Origin of the sequence: Enterobacter sp. 168J2 (assembly GCF_034107265.1) — a bacterium.
Taxonomy (GTDB): Bacteria; Pseudomonadota; Gammaproteobacteria; order Enterobacterales; family Enterobacteriaceae; genus Enterobacter; species Enterobacter nematophilus.
On the sequence record NZ_JAWNEB010000003.1, the window covers coordinates 326664 to 340865 of the forward strand.

Here is a 14202-nt window from a genome sequence, read left to right on the forward strand (position 1 = left end):
GGGTATCGCTACAGGTGATACCCCGACAATTGCAACTCCCGGTCTATCCACTCTACGAACTGCTGGATCTTCCACGCGCGTTCGTTCATGTGCGGCATCACCAGATGATGCGCGTTAATGGCGATCCCCATCTCATCCGGCAGCACCTGCACCAGCGAGCCATCCTTCAGGTGATCGGTAGCCATCATTTTGCTCTCCAGAATAAACCCCAGCCCCATGCGCGCCGCTTCAAAGCTCATGTAGGAACGGTCGAAGCTGAGGCTGAAATTGAGCCAGGGCCTGTCGATATTGTGCCAGGCGAACCATTTTTCCCAGTTCACCAGAGTGCTGGTGGACGAGATAAGCGACTGTTGCAGCAGATCGGCAGGCGTGCTGATGGGATGCTCTTCTGCATAGCCCGGCGAGGCCAATACCACCAGCGTGTCGTTTTTAATGGTCATCACCCGGTAGGCGTCCCAGTCCGGAATACCGTGACGGATATCAATGTCGATATTATCTCTGGCGAACTGCAGGTTCTCATAGGAGCAGGTGAGGTTGATGGTGATGTCAGGATATTCGGCGCGGAATCTGCCCAGACGGCGCAACAGCCATGACAGCCCGAAGGTGGGGGAAGAGTGCACGCGAAGCACGGCATTGTCTTTTTCTTTCACGATCTGATCGGTGGCGCGCCCGATGGCGCTCATCGCCGCCGAGACCTCCCGCAGATATTTTTCTCCCGTCGGGGTGAGTTGAACCCCTTTGCCGCTGCGGATGAATAATTTCTTGCCCAGCCACGATTCCAGCGACGCGATCTGGTGGCTTACCGCCGACGGCGTGACGTTGAGCTGTTCCGCCGCCTGATGGATGCTCAGGGCGTTGGCAACGGCGATAAACGCCTGCAAATTTCTGAGCGAGGGCAGCGATAACGTCTGGCGATCCTGCGCGGGCATGGCCTACTCCTTACACGATAATTGATAAAAAACATAACATTGAGACTGCGAGCGGGCAATTTTATCCCGATGTTATTTTTTTTGAGCTGTATCGCGAATCAAATTTATCTCAGCAATAAATGAGCTTTATTGAATGGCGTTTCATGGGTGAGCCGATATATTGACGTTGAACGCAATAATAAAACGACTCACGGTGTTCGAATAATGAGGTAAGTTATGTCTCGTATAGAACAAGCTGTCCCCTACATAAAGACTAAAAAAACCAATTACCGTTTCGTTGTGCTGGCATTAATTTTTATTGTTTATGCCATTAACTATGCTGACCGAACAAATATTGGTGCGGTACTGCCGTTTATCATTGACGAATTTCATATCAATAATTTCGAAGCCGGTGCCATCGCCAGCATGTTTTTTTTGGGATACGCCCTGAGCCAAATTCCTGCGGGCTTTTTTATTGCCAAAAAGGGAATTCGCGGCATGGTGGCGCTGTCGATATTCGGCTTCTCTGCCTTTACCTGGCTGATGGGCACCGCAACCTCGGTTCTGGGCCTGAAGTGTATCCGCCTGGGGCTGGGGTTAACAGAGGGGCCGTGCCCGGTCGGGCTGGCCTCCACCATCAACAACTGGTTTCCGCCAAAGGAGAAGGCCACGGCCACGGGCGTCTACATCGCCGCCACCATGTTCGCGCCCATCCTCGTGCCGCCGCTGGCCGTGTGGATCGCCATGACCTGGGGCTGGCGCTGGGTCTTCTTCTCCTTTGCGATCCCAGGGCTGGTCATTGCCGTCCTGTGGTATCTGCTGGTACGCACGAAGCCGTCCGAGAGCGCATTCGTCTCTAAAGCGGAGCTGGAGACCATTACCGCCGGTCAGGAGACGCCGGACGCCAGACGGGAAAACATCGTGATTTCACCGGGCTTTGCACGCCTCGATCGGCTGATCCGCGTGCGGGAGTTAGCCCCGGTAAGCACGGTGAAAGGGCTGTTTACCTCGAAGAATATTCTCGGCGACTGCCTGGCCTATTTTATGATGGTCAGCGTGCTGTACGGACTGTTGACGTGGATCCCGCTCTATCTGGTGAAAGAGAAAGGCTTTACGTTTATGAGCATGGGGCTGGTCGCCAGCATGCCGTGCATCGGCGGGTTTATCGGTGCGATTTTTGGCGGCTACGTCTCCGACAAGCTGCTCGGCCGCCGACGTAAACCGACCATGATGTTTACCGCCATCAGCACCGTTTTAATGATGGTCATTATGCTGAATATTCCGCAAAGCACCGTGGCGGTTTGCGTCGGGCTATTTTTTGTCGGCCTTTGTCTGAATATTGGCTGGCCCGCTTTTACGGCTTATGGCATGGCTGTTGCTGACAGTAAAACCTATCCCATTGCCGCGTCCATCATCAATAGCGGCGGTAATCTCGGCGGATTTGTTTCCCCGATGCTGGCAGGTTATCTGCTGGATAAAACAGGCAGTTTTAATTCCGTGTTTATTTATTTCGGTATTTGCGCAGCCATTGGCTTAATTATGATTACGCTGCTGGAAGAGCCGAAATAAAACATTAAATCCCTCTTGTCCGAATGGAGTAAATATATGCTACTGAAAAATAGAGTCGCCGTTATTACCGGCGCGGCTTCCGTACGCGGTTTGGGTTTCGCCACGGCGAAATTATATGCCGAACAGGGCGCGAAAGTGGTCATTATTGATTTAGATGCCGAAGCCAGCCGGGCTGCCGCCGCGAGCCTGGGCGACGAACATCTGGGCCTTGCGGCGAACGTCAGCAATGAATTACAGGTTAATGCCGCCATTGAGCAGGTGCTGGGGAAATACGGGCGCATCGATATTCTGGTGAATAACGCCGGCATTACTCAGCCGATCAAGCTGATGGATATCAAACGCGAAAATTACGATGCGGTGCTGGACGTCAGCCTGCGCGGCACGCTGCTAATGTCCCAGGCGGTTATTCCCACTATGCGCGCGCAAAAGTCGGGCAGCATCGTCTGCATTTCATCGGTCTCCGCCCAGCGCGGCGGCGGCATCTTCGGTGGCCCACACTACAGCGCTGCAAAAGCGGGTGTGCTGGGGCTGGCAAAAGCCATGGCGCGCGAGCTCGGGCCAGACAACGTGCGCGTAAACTGCATCACGCCGGGGCTTATCCAGACGGACATCACCGCAGGCAAGCTGAGCGATGAGATGAAAACGTCCATTCTGGCGGGCATTCCGCTTAACCGCCTCGGCGACGCGCAGGATATTGCCCGCGCCGCGCTGTTCCTCGGCAGCGACCTCTCTTCTTACTCCACCGGTATCACGCTCGACGTGAACGGCGGGATGCTGATCCATTAAGGAGATACGACGATGACGGATACCACAGTTCAACAGGTTGCCGCCGCGGCCTGGCGCATTCGCCGCTACGCGCTGCGCATGGGCGAAGTGCAGGGGCAGGGCTACATCGGGCAGGCGCTGGGCTATGCCGACGTGCTGGCCACCGCGTTTACCCACGGGATGAACCTTAAGCCGGGGGAGCCGGAGTGGGAAGGGCGTGACCGTTTTCTGCTCTCCCACGGCCATTACGCCATTGCCTGCTACGCGGCCCTGATTGAAGCAGGGATCGTTCCTGAAGAGGAGCTGGAGACCTACGGCGCGGACGACAGCCGCCTGCCGATGTCCGGTATGGCCACCTACACGCCGGGCATGGAGATCTCCGGCGGTTCGCTGGGGCAGGGCTTAAGCATTGGCGTTGGCATGGCGCTGGGGCTGAAGCATAAGCAGAGCGCGGCGTGGGTTGTTAACTCCATGTCGGACGGCGAGCTGGATGAAGGGTCAACCTGGGAAGCGGCGATGTCGGCGGCACATCACGGCCTGTCGAACCTGATCGTGCTGGTGGACATTAACCGCCAGCAGGCGGATGGCAACTCGCACGCGATCCTCGGCTTTGAGCCGCTGGAGGATAAATGGACCTCCTTCGGCTGGTACGTGCAGCGCGTAAACGGCAACGATGTTCATGCGCTGGTGACGGCCTTTGATAACGCCAAACGCTACCCGGAAAACCAGCCGCGCGTCATTTTGTGCGACACGCTGATGGGCAAGGGCGTGCCGTTCCTCGAAAAGCGTGACAAGAACCATTTTATTCGCGTGGATGCTGACGAGTGGCAAAAGGCACTCGCCGTGCTGGATGCCAACAAACCTGAAGGAGTGCTGTAATGAGCCAGACCACGGAGAAAAAGCCGCGTTTAACCACGTCGGCGATGATTGCCTCTATTGCGGAAGAGGGCCAGGAGACGCGCGCCGCGCCGTTCGGCCACGCGCTGGTGAAGCTGGCGGAACAGCGACCGGAGGTCGTCGGCATGACGGCGGATCTGTCGAAGTACACCGATCTACACATTTTTGCCCAGGCCTACCCGGAACGCTTCTTCCAGATGGGCATGGCTGAACAGCTTTTAATGGGGGCGGCGGGCGGCATGGCGAAAGAGGGTTTTATTCCTTTCGCCACCACCTACGCCGTCTTCGCCACCCGCCGCGCCTACGATTTTATCCATCAGGTGATTGCTGAAGAGCACCTGAACGTGAAGATCTGCGCGGCGCTGCCGGGGCTAACCACCGGTTACGGGCCGAGCCACCAGGCGACGGAAGATATTGCGATTATGCGCGGTATTCCGGGCATGACGATTATCGATCCCTGTGACGCAATCGACACGGAACAGGCGGTGCCGGCGATGGCAGCGCACGACGGCCCTGTCTATATGCGCCTGCTGCGCGGCAAGGTGCCGGTGGTGCTGGACCAGTACAACTACCAGTTTAAGATTGGCAAAGCCGTGCTGCTGGAAGAGGGGAGCGATGTACTGATCGTCGCCTCAGGGCTGATGACCATGCGCGCGCTGGAGGCGGCGAAGCAGCTGCGTAAGGATAACGTCAGCGTGGCGGTGCTGCACTCGCCCACCATTAAGCCGCTGGACGAAGAGACGATCCTGGCCCAGGCCGCGAAGCCGGGACGGCTGGTCATTGTGGCGGAAAACCACAGCAGCGTGGGCGGGCTGTGCGAAGCCGTCGCGTCGCTGTTGATGCGCAACCGCGTTAACGTGGATTTCGATACCGTCGCGCTGCCGGACGCGTTCCTTGATGCGGGCGCGCTGCCAACCCTGCACGACCGCTACGGGATTTCGACCGCCGCCATGGTAGAGAAGATCCGGCGCAGGCTCTGATTTATCAGACGGATACGTTGCCAACGGGCGAGGGGTATTTTACCCTCGCCTCTGTTGCGATAAAGGAGTCCGTCATGGCACAAAACATCTACGACAACCCGGCGTTTTTCGAAGGCTACGCACAGCTTCCGCGCTCGGTGCAGGGCCTGGACGGCGCGCCGGAGTGGCCCGCGCTGAAAAGTATGCTGCCGGATTTAACCGGCAAATCGGTTATCGATCTCGGCTGCGGCTACGGCTGGTTCTGCCGCGCGGCGCGCGAGCTGGGCGCGTCTGACGTCACGGGTGTCGATATCTCAGAAAAGATGCTCGCCCGCGCGGCTGAACTGACTGATGACAATCGGATTCACTATCAGCGTAGCGATCTGGAGTCTCTTACGCTCAACGAGAATAGCCTCGATCTGGTATACAGCTCGCTGGCGCTGCACTACCTGCCGGAACTGGACACGCTATTCGCCAACGTTCAGCGCGCGCTAAAACCGGGCGGTAGCCTGGTCTTCTCGATGGAACACCCGATTTACACCTGCGCCTCCCGTCAGGGCTGGCTGACCGACGACAGCGGCGAGCGGTTCTGGGGCGTGAACCGTTATCAGGACGAAAGCCAGCGCGTCAGCAACTGGCTGGCGGACGGGGTGATTAAATACCACCGCACGCTGGGCACCACGCTTAACGCGCTGATCGGGGCCGGGTTAACGATAAGTGAAGTCAATGAGTGGGGGCCAACGCAGGCGCAGATTGACGCCTGGCCTGCACTGGCCGAAGAGGCGGAGCGCCCGATGCTGGTGCTGATCTCCGCGCGTAAGGCTCAGTAACCTACCTTATACACCCGCCCGCTCTGCACCCCTTCCACGCTGCGACGGTAGGCCTGCGCCACGGTCGCGGCGGGAACGCTTTCAAAGCCGGGGAAGAACCCGTCATACGCTTCGGCGGATTCGGTCAGCACCGTCGGGCTAATCAGGTTAATGCGGATCCCGCGCGGCAGTTCGCAGGCTGCGGAGCGGACAAACCCTTCCAGCGCCGCATTGACCGTGGTGGCATTGACGCCCTGCGCGATGGGCTCGTGCGCCACAATCCCGCTTATCAGCGTAATTGAGCCGCCTTCGTTCAGATAATGCTGGCCGGTCAGCGCCAGGCGCACCTGCCCCAGCAGCTTGTCCTGCAGGCCCTGGTTGAAGTCGCTGTCCTTCATGGTCGCGAGCGGGCCAAAGTAGAGGCCACCGCTGGCGGAGACAATCGCATCCACATGGCCGATTTTCTCAAACAGCGCCTGTACGCTCGCCTGCGAGGTGATATCCACCTGGTAGTCGCCCTGCGTGCGACCGACACGGATGACCTCGTGACGACGGCTTAACTCTTCGGTTACGGCACGACCGACCGTACCGCTGGCACCAATAATGACGATTTTCATAGCAGACTCCTTATGTTGTGAGCCCTCATTCTTTAATAAATAAAAAATCAGATAAACTGGGCTAAAGTTAGATGATTGCTAACCAGGGGTTTGGAATATGGATAAGCTTCGCGGCATGGAGACGTTTATCGCGGTGGTGGAGAGCGGCAGCTTTACCGGCGCGGCGGCACGGCTGGAGATGTCGGCGGTCATGGTCGGGAAATATATTTCGCTGCTGGAATCGCAGCTCGGTACGCGGCTGCTGGAGCGCAATACCCGTCGCCAGAGCCTGACCGACGCCGGACGCGTTTATTTCGAAGAGGCCAGACGGGTGCTGGAGCAGGTCTCGATTGCCGAAAGCGCGGTTGAACGGCTGCGCGCGGCGCCCGCCGGCACCCTGCGCGTCACGGCCCCTACGTCGTTTGGCGGCTGCGCGATCGCCCCTCTGACGGCCTCATTTTTGCAGCGCTACCCGGAGGTGCGTATCGAACTGGATCTCACCAATCGAATGGTCGATCTGGTGGAAGAGGGGGTCGATCTGGCCATTCGCATTGGCGATATCCGCAATGACGATCTGGTGGCGAAATATCTGTGTCCCTACAACATGACGATCTGCGCCGCGCCGGATTATCTGGCGCGACACGGCACGCCGCAGACGCCCGCCGATCTGGTGGATCATCTGTGCCTGTCGCACACGGTGTGGACCGCGCGCAACGAGTGGCGGCTGCCGGGTGCGGAAGGGGAGGTGCGCTGGAAGCGGGATGCTATCTTAAGATGCAACGACGGCTACGGCTTACGCATGGCGGCGCGAGCCGGGGCAGGGCTGCTGCTGCAGCCGGAGGTGCTGGTGGCGGAAGAGCTGGCAAGCGGCAGGCTGATTCGGGTGCTGGAGCCGTTCACGCCCGCGCCGAGGCCGGTGCATTTACTGTGGCGACAGGATTTACGTCCCCTCCCTAAGCTAACGGAATTTATTGCTCATATTCTGCTAAGATTGGGCACAATATAAAAAAAGAAGGTAATCAAAGAATGTCTGCAAACAAACTCGCCAGCAGCGCGCAGGGCCTGCAATCATCTGCCATCCGTGAATTATTAAAACATAGCAAAATGGCGGGCGTGATTTCGCTGGGCGGCGGTATTCCCAATCCGGACCTGTTCGATCGCGAAGGGCTTAAAATTGCCGCCGATGCCGTGTTGTCACAGCATTTTGGCGAGGCGTTCCAGTATGGCCTGACGGAAGGCGTACCGGGGCTGCGCGAGGAAATTAAACGCATTTGCGAGGGGCGCGGCATCGCCTGTAAAGCCGATGACGTGGTCATTACTTCCGGCTCTCAACAATCTCTGGACGTGCTGGCGCGCGCGCTAATCAATCCTGGCGATACGGTTGTCGTTGAACGTCCAACCTATCTTGCCGCGCTGCAGGTCTTTGGCCTGGCGCAGGCGAATTTTGAATCCGTCGGCACCGACGGCGACGGCATGAAGGTCGATGAGCTTGAGGCGCTGGTGGCGAAGAAAACCATCAAGGCGGTTTATATCGTTCCAACCTTTGGTAACCCCGGCGGCGTAACGCTTTCCGAAGCGCGCCGTAAACAGCTGGTGGAATTATCAAAGCGCTATGATTTCGTGATTATCGAAGACGATCCGTACAGCGAAATTAACTACACCGACGACGTGTTCCGCCCGCTGATTGCCCATGCGAAAGATATCGGCAATGAAGGTAACGTGGTGTACACCTCTACCTTCTCCAAAATCCTCGCGCCGGGCACCCGCGTAGGCTGGGTGCTGGTGCCGGAATGGCTGAAGCGCGCGGTGGTGAACCTCAAGCAAACCACCGATCTGCACACCAGCACGCTGTCCCAGCTGATGACCTACGAGTATCTGAAAACCGGGCGTCTGGCGAACCAGATTAAAACGATCCGCGAGGCCTATCGTCAGAAATACCAGACGTTTGCAACGGAACTGGAAGCCGAGCTGGGCGATGTGATGTCGTTCCACAAGCCGAAGGGCGGCATGTTCCTGTGGGCAAAAATGAACAACGGCATGAATACGACGAAATGGCTGGAAAAAACCTTAAGCAACGGCGTGGTGTTTGTACCGGGCGAGTTCTTCTACTGCAACGAACCGGACCAGACAACGCTGCGCATGTCGTTTGTCACGCCAACGGATGAGCAGCTAAAAGAAGCGGTTCGACGCCTGAAGATCTCCCTGTAAATACGAGTAAAACCCGGTGCGGTCAATATCGTACCGGGGAAAACGACCACTCAGGCCACATCCGGCTGTCCCGATTTCCTTTTTGCCATAATTTCCGCGACCGTCTTTATACGGCTCAATTCTTCCTGAGTCCGGGAATTGGTATGTGTTTCCCAGATGTCGACGTTTAGCTGCAGGTTCAACCAGAATTCAATGGTGGTATCAAACGCCTTGGCCAGTCTGATTGCCATATCGGCCGTCAGTTTACGGTTATTATTAACGAGAGCACTGATGGTGTTACGGTGCACGTTAAGCATCTCCGCGAGATCGCTAATTTTCAGATTGAGCGGCTCAAGATATTCATACTGCAACACATCGCCCGGCGTGGTGGGTTTGCGTAGAGCCTGTTGAAGAGTCATAGGTAATGCCTCATTTGTATGGCGAGTGAGCTCCAGTCCATGAAGCTATGTGGATAGTAATGCACTCTTGCACAGTGCGCAAGTGCGTTTTTGATTGGCAGCTATGTTACCCGGATGCAGGCTGAAGGAAAGCGTAAGGCCTCATTAAAAGCGGTTTCTTCGAGGCGGATTCCAGAAAAGAAGTATTGTGGTGTGGGGGCACAGGGCTGAGGAATCCCCACAAATTAATGCGAGCAGCGAATCATCCCCTCGCCCCTTTGGGGAGAGGGTTAGGGTGAGGGGAAAGATCGCAGCAACCGTCCGGCGATTGACTATCGCTCCCTCAGCGCCTCCTTCGCCCGGTTAAACGGCTTGATCAGATAATCCAGCACCGTTTTCTCACCGGTCTTGATGTCCACCGTGGCAATCATCCCCGGCACGATCGAGAAGTGCCTGCCCGCCTTATTCACCAGGTAATCCTGGCTGGTGCGGATAAACACCCGGTAATAGAACACCTCCGGCTTGGCTTCGTCCTGAATGGTGTCCGGCGAAATGGTCTCCACCACCCCGTGCAGCCCGCCGTAGATGGCGTAATCGTAGGCGGTGATCTTCACCAGCGCCTCCTGGTTCGGGTGGATAAAGGCGATATCGCGCGGGGAGAGGCGGGTTTCAATCAGCAAATGATCGTCAACCGGCACAATCTCCATCAGCTCGCCGTTGGGCGGGATCACGCCGCCGATGGTGGTGACCTTGATGTTTTTCACGATCCCGCGCACCGGGGATTTTACCGTCAGTCGGGTGACGGAATCCTCGCGGCCTTTCAGGATCGCTGAGACCATATCTACCTCGGCGTTGGCCTTGGATAACGCCTCGCGCGCCTGAACGTAATACTGGGAACGCACGTCGGTGAGCTTCAGCTCCAGGTCGCTTTTCTGCCGCTGCAGGCGCAGCACTTCCACGTGGCTGGCGGCGCCGGTTTTTACTAGCCGCTGGGTGATCGCCAGCTCTTTGTTTGCGAGATCCAGCGCTGCACGCAGTTCACGCTGCGTGTCCTCAAGCTGCGCGCGGCGGGAATTGTAGAGCCGCGTTTCGGCGGCGGTCAGTTCGGTCCATTTCTCCAGCGAAGGCGGGAACTTCAGCGGCAGATCGTTGACCTCGGCGTACAGACGCGCGCTGGAGGCCAGCGACGCACGGTAGCGCGCCGCGCTTTCGCCGACGTTCGATTCGGAACGCGTCGGATCCAGCCGCGCCAGCACCTGTCCGGCCTGCACCTGATCGCCCTCGTGAACGTTCAGCTCGGTGAGGATCCCCCCGTCCAGCGACTGCAACACCTGCTCGCGCGAGCTGGGGATCACTTTTCCGGTTCCCGTTGAGACTTCATCCAGCATCCCAAACCACGCCCAGACGCCCAGCGCCACAAACATCAGCAGCGAGAAGATCACGATCCGCCGCGCGCCGGTATAGCCGCTTTCAGAGTCGAGCGCATTGTCCAGATCGTCCATCGCGGCCACGTCACGCTGACTGATTTTCATTTTTCCACTCCCGTCCGGTTGCTGCCTGCTGCTGTTGCTGCATGCGGCTGTTGTTCAGCGCCTGCGCCTTTGGCGCGTCCATGACCAGCATCCCATCTTTCAGCACGACCACGCGCTCCACCAGCTCCAGCACCGGCACGCGGTGGGTGGCGACAACCAGCGTCCGGTTGCCGAGCCACGCCCCCAGGCGCTGGATAAATTCCCGCTCGGTGTGCTCATCAAGGGAGGCGGTCGGCTCGTCCATCAGCACGATATTCGGATCGCGCAGCAGCATCCGCGCCAGCAGGATTGACTGCCGCTGCCCGCCGGACAATCCCACGCCGTTCTCCATAATCGGGTAGTCCAGCCCCTTCGGCAGCTTCTGCACAAAGCTGGCCGCACCGCACATCTCCAGCACCTCGAAGATCTCTTCATCGGTGGCGCGCGGCATGCCGAGGGTGATGTTCTCGCGCAGGGTGCCGTAAAACAGCCGCGCGTTCTGGGTCATAAAGCCGACGTTGCGCCGCACGTCCGCCACGTCGAGATGCGGCAGGCTGAGGTTGTCGAGCCGCAGCTCGCCGCCCGCCAGATCCATTCCGCCCGCCATCGCCTGCAGCAGGGTGGATTTGCCCGCGCCGTTGCGCCCGAGGATCGCCACTTTCTCGCCCGGCCTGATCTCCAGACGGTTAATGCGCAGCGCCATGCGCGGATCTTCCGGGTGGTAGCGGAACTGCGCCTGCTCGAAAAGATAGTGTCCGCGCAGCACGTCCTGGCGGATCGGCGTCTCTTCGCGCTGGTTCTCGGTCGGCAGCTGCATAATGCTGTCCAGCCCCTCTTTGGCGGCCTTTACCTGCTGCCAGCGGGCCAGCACGCCGCACAGCGTCGCCATCGGCGCGATCATCCGCGAGGCCAGCATTGAGGCGGCCACTACCGAACCGGTGGTCAGCGTGCCGTCAATCACCATCGGCGCGCCGACCACGATCACGGCGGCGTAGACCAGGCTCTGGACGGTCATCCCCCAGCTGATCAGGTTCTGCGTCAGCTCGCGGGTGCGCAGGCCGGATTCCGCGGTGATCTGGATATAGCTGTTCCACTGCTGCAAAAAGCGGTTCTCCGCCTGCATCAGCTTGATGTCTTCCAGCCCCTGCACGCTCTCCACCAGCACCGCGTTGCGCAGGGTCGATTCATGGGCCGACTGCTTCGCCAGCTCCGCCAGCTTCTTTTGCAGCAGCAGGCCGGGCAGGACCATGATCGCCGCCGCCACCGGGGCGATCCACGCCAGCTGCGGTGCGATGATCGCCAGCACCACCACAAACAGGAAGAAGAAGGGCAGATCGACAATCGTCGAGATGGTGGAGGAGGTGACCATCTCGCGGATCTGCTCCAGCTCGCGCAGCTGGGAGATAAAGCTGCCGGTGGAGCGCGGAATGGCGCTGTGGCGCAGCCGCAACGCGTGCCCAAACACGCGATCCGAGACGCGCAGATCCGAACGTTTGCCCAGCAGATCCATAATGTGCCCGCGCGCGACGCGCAGCACAAAGCCAAACAGGGTGGCGATCAGCACCCCGATGGTCAGCACGTAGAGCGTCGGGTAGGACTGGGCGGGGATCACCCGGTCATACACCTGCATGGAAAAGACGATGCCGGAGAGGGAGAGCACGTTGATAAACAGCGCCGCCAGCATCACCCAGCTGTAGGGGCGCAGGTCGCGCATCACCAGCCGGTAGAGCCAGTCCGGGCGGTACTTTGAGATGTAGGCGTCCACGCGGCTGTCCTTGAGCGCCGCCAGCGGACGTAGGGCGATAACGTGGCGGATGGCGGGCAACATCGCGCTCATCGACAGGCGGTTGGTGTACGTCTTGTCGTCGAAAAAGCTGACCTCAAGCGTGTCCTCTCCGTCGAAATTTTCAATCACGCCGATTTTTCCATCGTTCAGCGCCACCACCACCGGCAGACGCCAGCTGTTGATCGACTGCTGATCGGCCGTCAGCAGCTGGAACGTCAGCCCGGCTTCACGGGCAAGCTGAGTCAGGGCGGGGACCATCGGTTTGCCTTTCAGCCACGGCGCGCCCGCGACGAGCGAGCCTGGCGAACAGGCAACGCGGTAGCGCGTGGCGACAAAGCCAAACGCCTGAGCCCACTGCTCCAGCGCCTCATCCGTCATCGTTTCCCCCTGCGGGATGTCGCGTTGCTTCATGGCTGGATCTCCACGGTCTGGATGGTGCGGTTATCAAGATCGAACGCATGACGCAATTGCCCGGTGTTATAGAGGCAGTTGAGCTGCAGCTGGTGCAGCTGACCGAGGGTCTGCTGCTGGGTAAAGCGTGCCTGATAGACCTCCTGCTCGGCGTTAAGCACGTCAAGCAGCGGGCGCGAGCCGAGATCGAGATATTGTTGCTGATAGAGCTCGCGGGTGCGGGCGCTGAGCGCCTCCTGGCGGCCCTGAATTTGCAGCGTGCTTTGCAGGCTCATCACCTGGCTGCGGGCCTCCAGCAGCTTCTGGCGGACATCGAGGCGCGTGCGCTGAATGGTCGACTGCGCCGCTTCCACCGCGTGCCCGGCGGCGTTGCGTCGGGCGGTGAGCCCGCCGCCCTGGTAGAGCGGCATCTGAACTTTCACCCAGGCGGAATACTGGGTGCGATCCCGCGTTTCGTTACCCGCGTAGCTATCGTTCAGGTAGTGACGGACCTCCGGCTCCAGCGAGACGGTTGGCGTCATCTGCGCGTCGGCGTAGTCGAGGTTGGCCTGCGCGACGTTCGCCTGTGCCCAGGCGGCGAGGACCGCAGGCACCAGACGATCGTCCGGCTCGGCGATATCGCAGCTGCGGGCCAGCTTCTGCGGAAAATCATTGCTGATTTCGTTCAGGCTGTTCCAGCCGAGAAAGCTCATCAGCGTGGCGCGGGCGCTGTCGAGGCTGGCCTGATACTGCATCAGCTGGGCGCGCGCGCCTTCAATGCGCGCGTCGGTTTGCACCACGTCAGAGAGCGAGGTGGCCCCTTCGTCGTTACGCAGGCGGGTCAGCTTGCCAATTGAGGAGAGGGCGTCGAGCTGCTCTTTGGCGGTGTCGACCATCTGCTGAAGGGTTTGCACCTGCACCATAGCGATGGCGGTATCGTGGGCGATGGTGTCGATGCTGACCAGCACGTTGGCCTGCTGCTGGGCGACCCCGGCGTTTTCGGCCCGCACCTGGCTTGCCACTTTGCCGAAGTCGTAGAGCATCTGTGAAAGAGAGAGCACCAGCGACGGCGTGAAGCCGTTCTGATCGCCATCGTGGGAATACCCGTTGTCCATGCCGGCGTTAATTTGCGGATAGTATTTCGATTTGGCGACGTCGACCTCTTCGTTCTGTTCGTAGAGTTTGCCCACGGCTTCCGCGATCGCCGGGTGCCAGGTGACGGCGCGGTTGACGGCCTCGCCAAGCTGTAATGAACCGGGAGCGGCTTTGCCTGTCAGCGGGGCGACGCGGCCATTCAGTGAGGGGAGTTCCTGCGTTTCGCGGAGCTGTCCGGTATTGATGGTTGCCGCCGGGTTTGCCGCGATGGCGGGTACAGATATCAGGCAGCACGAGAGCCACCAGTAAGGCATCTTTATTCCCATGTCTTG

13 protein-coding genes are annotated in these 14202 nt (G+C 59.2%); 7 read left to right on the forward strand and 6 right to left on the reverse strand.

Going from position 1 to position 14202, the window contains the following annotated elements:
* Window positions 1-8: 8 nt before the first annotated feature.
* Entirely contained in the window at window positions 9-929 is a 921-nt protein-coding gene (locus USG84_RS12135; protein WP_151412879.1) for a LysR substrate-binding domain-containing protein, read from the reverse strand.
* Window positions 930-1145: 216 nt separating this feature from the next.
* Between USG84_RS12135 and USG84_RS12140 the strand changes: the two genes are divergently transcribed.
* The 5 genes from USG84_RS12140 to USG84_RS12160 all read left to right on the forward strand — a co-directional run bounded on the left by USG84_RS12140 (window position 1146) and on the right by USG84_RS12160 (window position 5928).
* Window positions 1146-2477: an MFS transporter gene (locus USG84_RS12140; protein WP_061097316.1), complete on the forward strand. Its 1332-nt coding sequence runs from the start codon at window positions 1146-1148 to the stop codon at window positions 2475-2477.
* A 36-nt stretch (window positions 2478-2513) separates the two neighbouring features.
* Window positions 2514-3263: an SDR family NAD(P)-dependent oxidoreductase gene (locus tag USG84_RS12145; protein WP_151412878.1), complete on the forward strand. Its 750-nt coding sequence runs from the start codon at window positions 2514-2516 to the stop codon at window positions 3261-3263.
* A 12-nt stretch (window positions 3264-3275) separates the two neighbouring features.
* Window positions 3276-4121: a transketolase gene (locus tag USG84_RS12150; RefSeq protein WP_061097318.1), complete on the forward strand. Its 846-nt coding sequence runs from the start codon at window positions 3276-3278 to the stop codon at window positions 4119-4121.
* The gene (locus USG84_RS12155) at window positions 4121-5119 is read left to right on the forward strand and encodes a transketolase C-terminal domain-containing protein (protein WP_151412877.1); all 999 of its coding nucleotides are present in this window, start codon (window positions 4121-4123) and stop codon (window positions 5117-5119) included. Before USG84_RS12150 ends, USG84_RS12155 begins: the two co-directional genes overlap by 1 nt.
* A gap of 74 nt (window positions 5120-5193) precedes the next feature.
* The gene (locus USG84_RS12160) at window positions 5194-5928 is read left to right on the forward strand and encodes a class I SAM-dependent methyltransferase (protein ID WP_253543129.1); all 735 of its coding nucleotides are present in this window, start codon (window positions 5194-5196) and stop codon (window positions 5926-5928) included.
* Here the strand turns inward: USG84_RS12160 and USG84_RS12165 are convergent.
* Window positions 5922-6524 carry a short chain dehydrogenase gene (locus tag USG84_RS12165; RefSeq protein ID WP_253543127.1) on the reverse strand — a complete coding sequence of 201 codons (603 nt, stop codon included), beginning with the start codon at window positions 6522-6524 and terminating at the stop codon, window positions 5922-5924. The genes USG84_RS12160 and USG84_RS12165 overlap by 7 nt on opposite strands.
* A gap of 97 nt (window positions 6525-6621) precedes the next feature.
* Between USG84_RS12165 and USG84_RS12170 the strand changes: the two genes are divergently transcribed.
* Together USG84_RS12170 and USG84_RS12175 are read left to right on the forward strand one after the other, a co-directional pair.
* Complete coding sequence (locus USG84_RS12170; RefSeq protein ID WP_253543125.1) at window positions 6622-7509, forward strand: LysR substrate-binding domain-containing protein; 888 nt, start codon at window positions 6622-6624, stop codon at window positions 7507-7509.
* Between the two features lie 20 nt (window positions 7510-7529).
* Window positions 7530-8711, forward strand: coding sequence for a PLP-dependent aminotransferase family protein (locus tag USG84_RS12175; protein ID WP_151412876.1), 1182 nt, complete (start codon window positions 7530-7532; stop codon window positions 8709-8711).
* Window positions 8712-8761: 50 nt separating this feature from the next.
* On the opposite strand, the gene USG84_RS12180 is transcribed toward USG84_RS12175, so the two are convergent.
* From USG84_RS12180 to USG84_RS12195, 4 genes are all read right to left on the reverse strand, one after another.
* Complete coding sequence (locus tag USG84_RS12180) at window positions 8762-9109, reverse strand: HigA family addiction module antitoxin (protein WP_253543123.1); 348 nt, start codon at window positions 9107-9109, stop codon at window positions 8762-8764.
* Window positions 9110-9420: 311 nt separating this feature from the next.
* Complete coding sequence (locus tag USG84_RS12185; protein ID WP_151412901.1) at window positions 9421-10590, reverse strand: HlyD family efflux transporter periplasmic adaptor subunit; 1170 nt, start codon at window positions 10588-10590, stop codon at window positions 9421-9423.
* A 10-nt stretch (window positions 10591-10600) separates the two neighbouring features.
* A complete protein-coding gene (locus USG84_RS12190; RefSeq protein WP_061097326.1) occupies window positions 10601-12796 on the reverse strand; it encodes a type I secretion system permease/ATPase in 2196 nt (731 codons plus the stop codon).
* The gene (locus USG84_RS12195) at window positions 12793-14196 is read right to left on the reverse strand and encodes a TolC family outer membrane protein (RefSeq protein WP_253543121.1); all 1404 of its coding nucleotides are present in this window, start codon (window positions 14194-14196) and stop codon (window positions 12793-12795) included. Before USG84_RS12195 ends, USG84_RS12190 begins: the two co-directional genes overlap by 4 nt.
* Between the last annotated feature and the right edge of the window lie 6 nt (window positions 14197-14202).

Coding starts and splice junctions, on each gene's coding strand:
- USG84_RS12165 (WP_253543127.1), bottom strand. CDS start 6,524: ATGAAAATCGTCATTATTGGTGCCAGCGGTACGGTCGGTCGTGCCGTA.
- USG84_RS12185 (WP_151412901.1), bottom strand. CDS start 10,590: ATGGACGATCTGGACAATGCGCTCGACTCTGAAAGCGGCTATACCGGC.
- USG84_RS12195 (WP_253543121.1), bottom strand. CDS start 14,196: ATGGGAATAAAGATGCCTTACTGGTGGCTCTCGTGCTGCCTGATATCT.
- USG84_RS12170 (WP_253543125.1), top strand. CDS start 6,622: ATGGATAAGCTTCGCGGCATGGAGACGTTTATCGCGGTGGTGGAGAGC.
- USG84_RS12145 (WP_151412878.1), top strand. CDS start 2,514: ATGCTACTGAAAAATAGAGTCGCCGTTATTACCGGCGCGGCTTCCGTA.
- USG84_RS12160 (WP_253543129.1), top strand. CDS start 5,194: ATGGCACAAAACATCTACGACAACCCGGCGTTTTTCGAAGGCTACGCA.
- USG84_RS12155 (WP_151412877.1), top strand. CDS start 4,121: ATGAGCCAGACCACGGAGAAAAAGCCGCGTTTAACCACGTCGGCGATG.
- USG84_RS12190 (WP_061097326.1), bottom strand. CDS start 12,796: ATGAAGCAACGCGACATCCCGCAGGGGGAAACGATGACGGATGAGGCG.
- USG84_RS12140 (WP_061097316.1), top strand. CDS start 1,146: ATGTCTCGTATAGAACAAGCTGTCCCCTACATAAAGACTAAAAAAACC.
- USG84_RS12135 (WP_151412879.1), bottom strand. CDS start 929: ATGCCCGCGCAGGATCGCCAGACGTTATCGCTGCCCTCGCTCAGAAAT.
- USG84_RS12180 (WP_253543123.1), bottom strand. CDS start 9,109: ATGACTCTTCAACAGGCTCTACGCAAACCCACCACGCCGGGCGATGTG.
- USG84_RS12150 (WP_061097318.1), top strand. CDS start 3,276: ATGACGGATACCACAGTTCAACAGGTTGCCGCCGCGGCCTGGCGCATT.
- USG84_RS12175 (WP_151412876.1), top strand. CDS start 7,530: ATGTCTGCAAACAAACTCGCCAGCAGCGCGCAGGGCCTGCAATCATCT.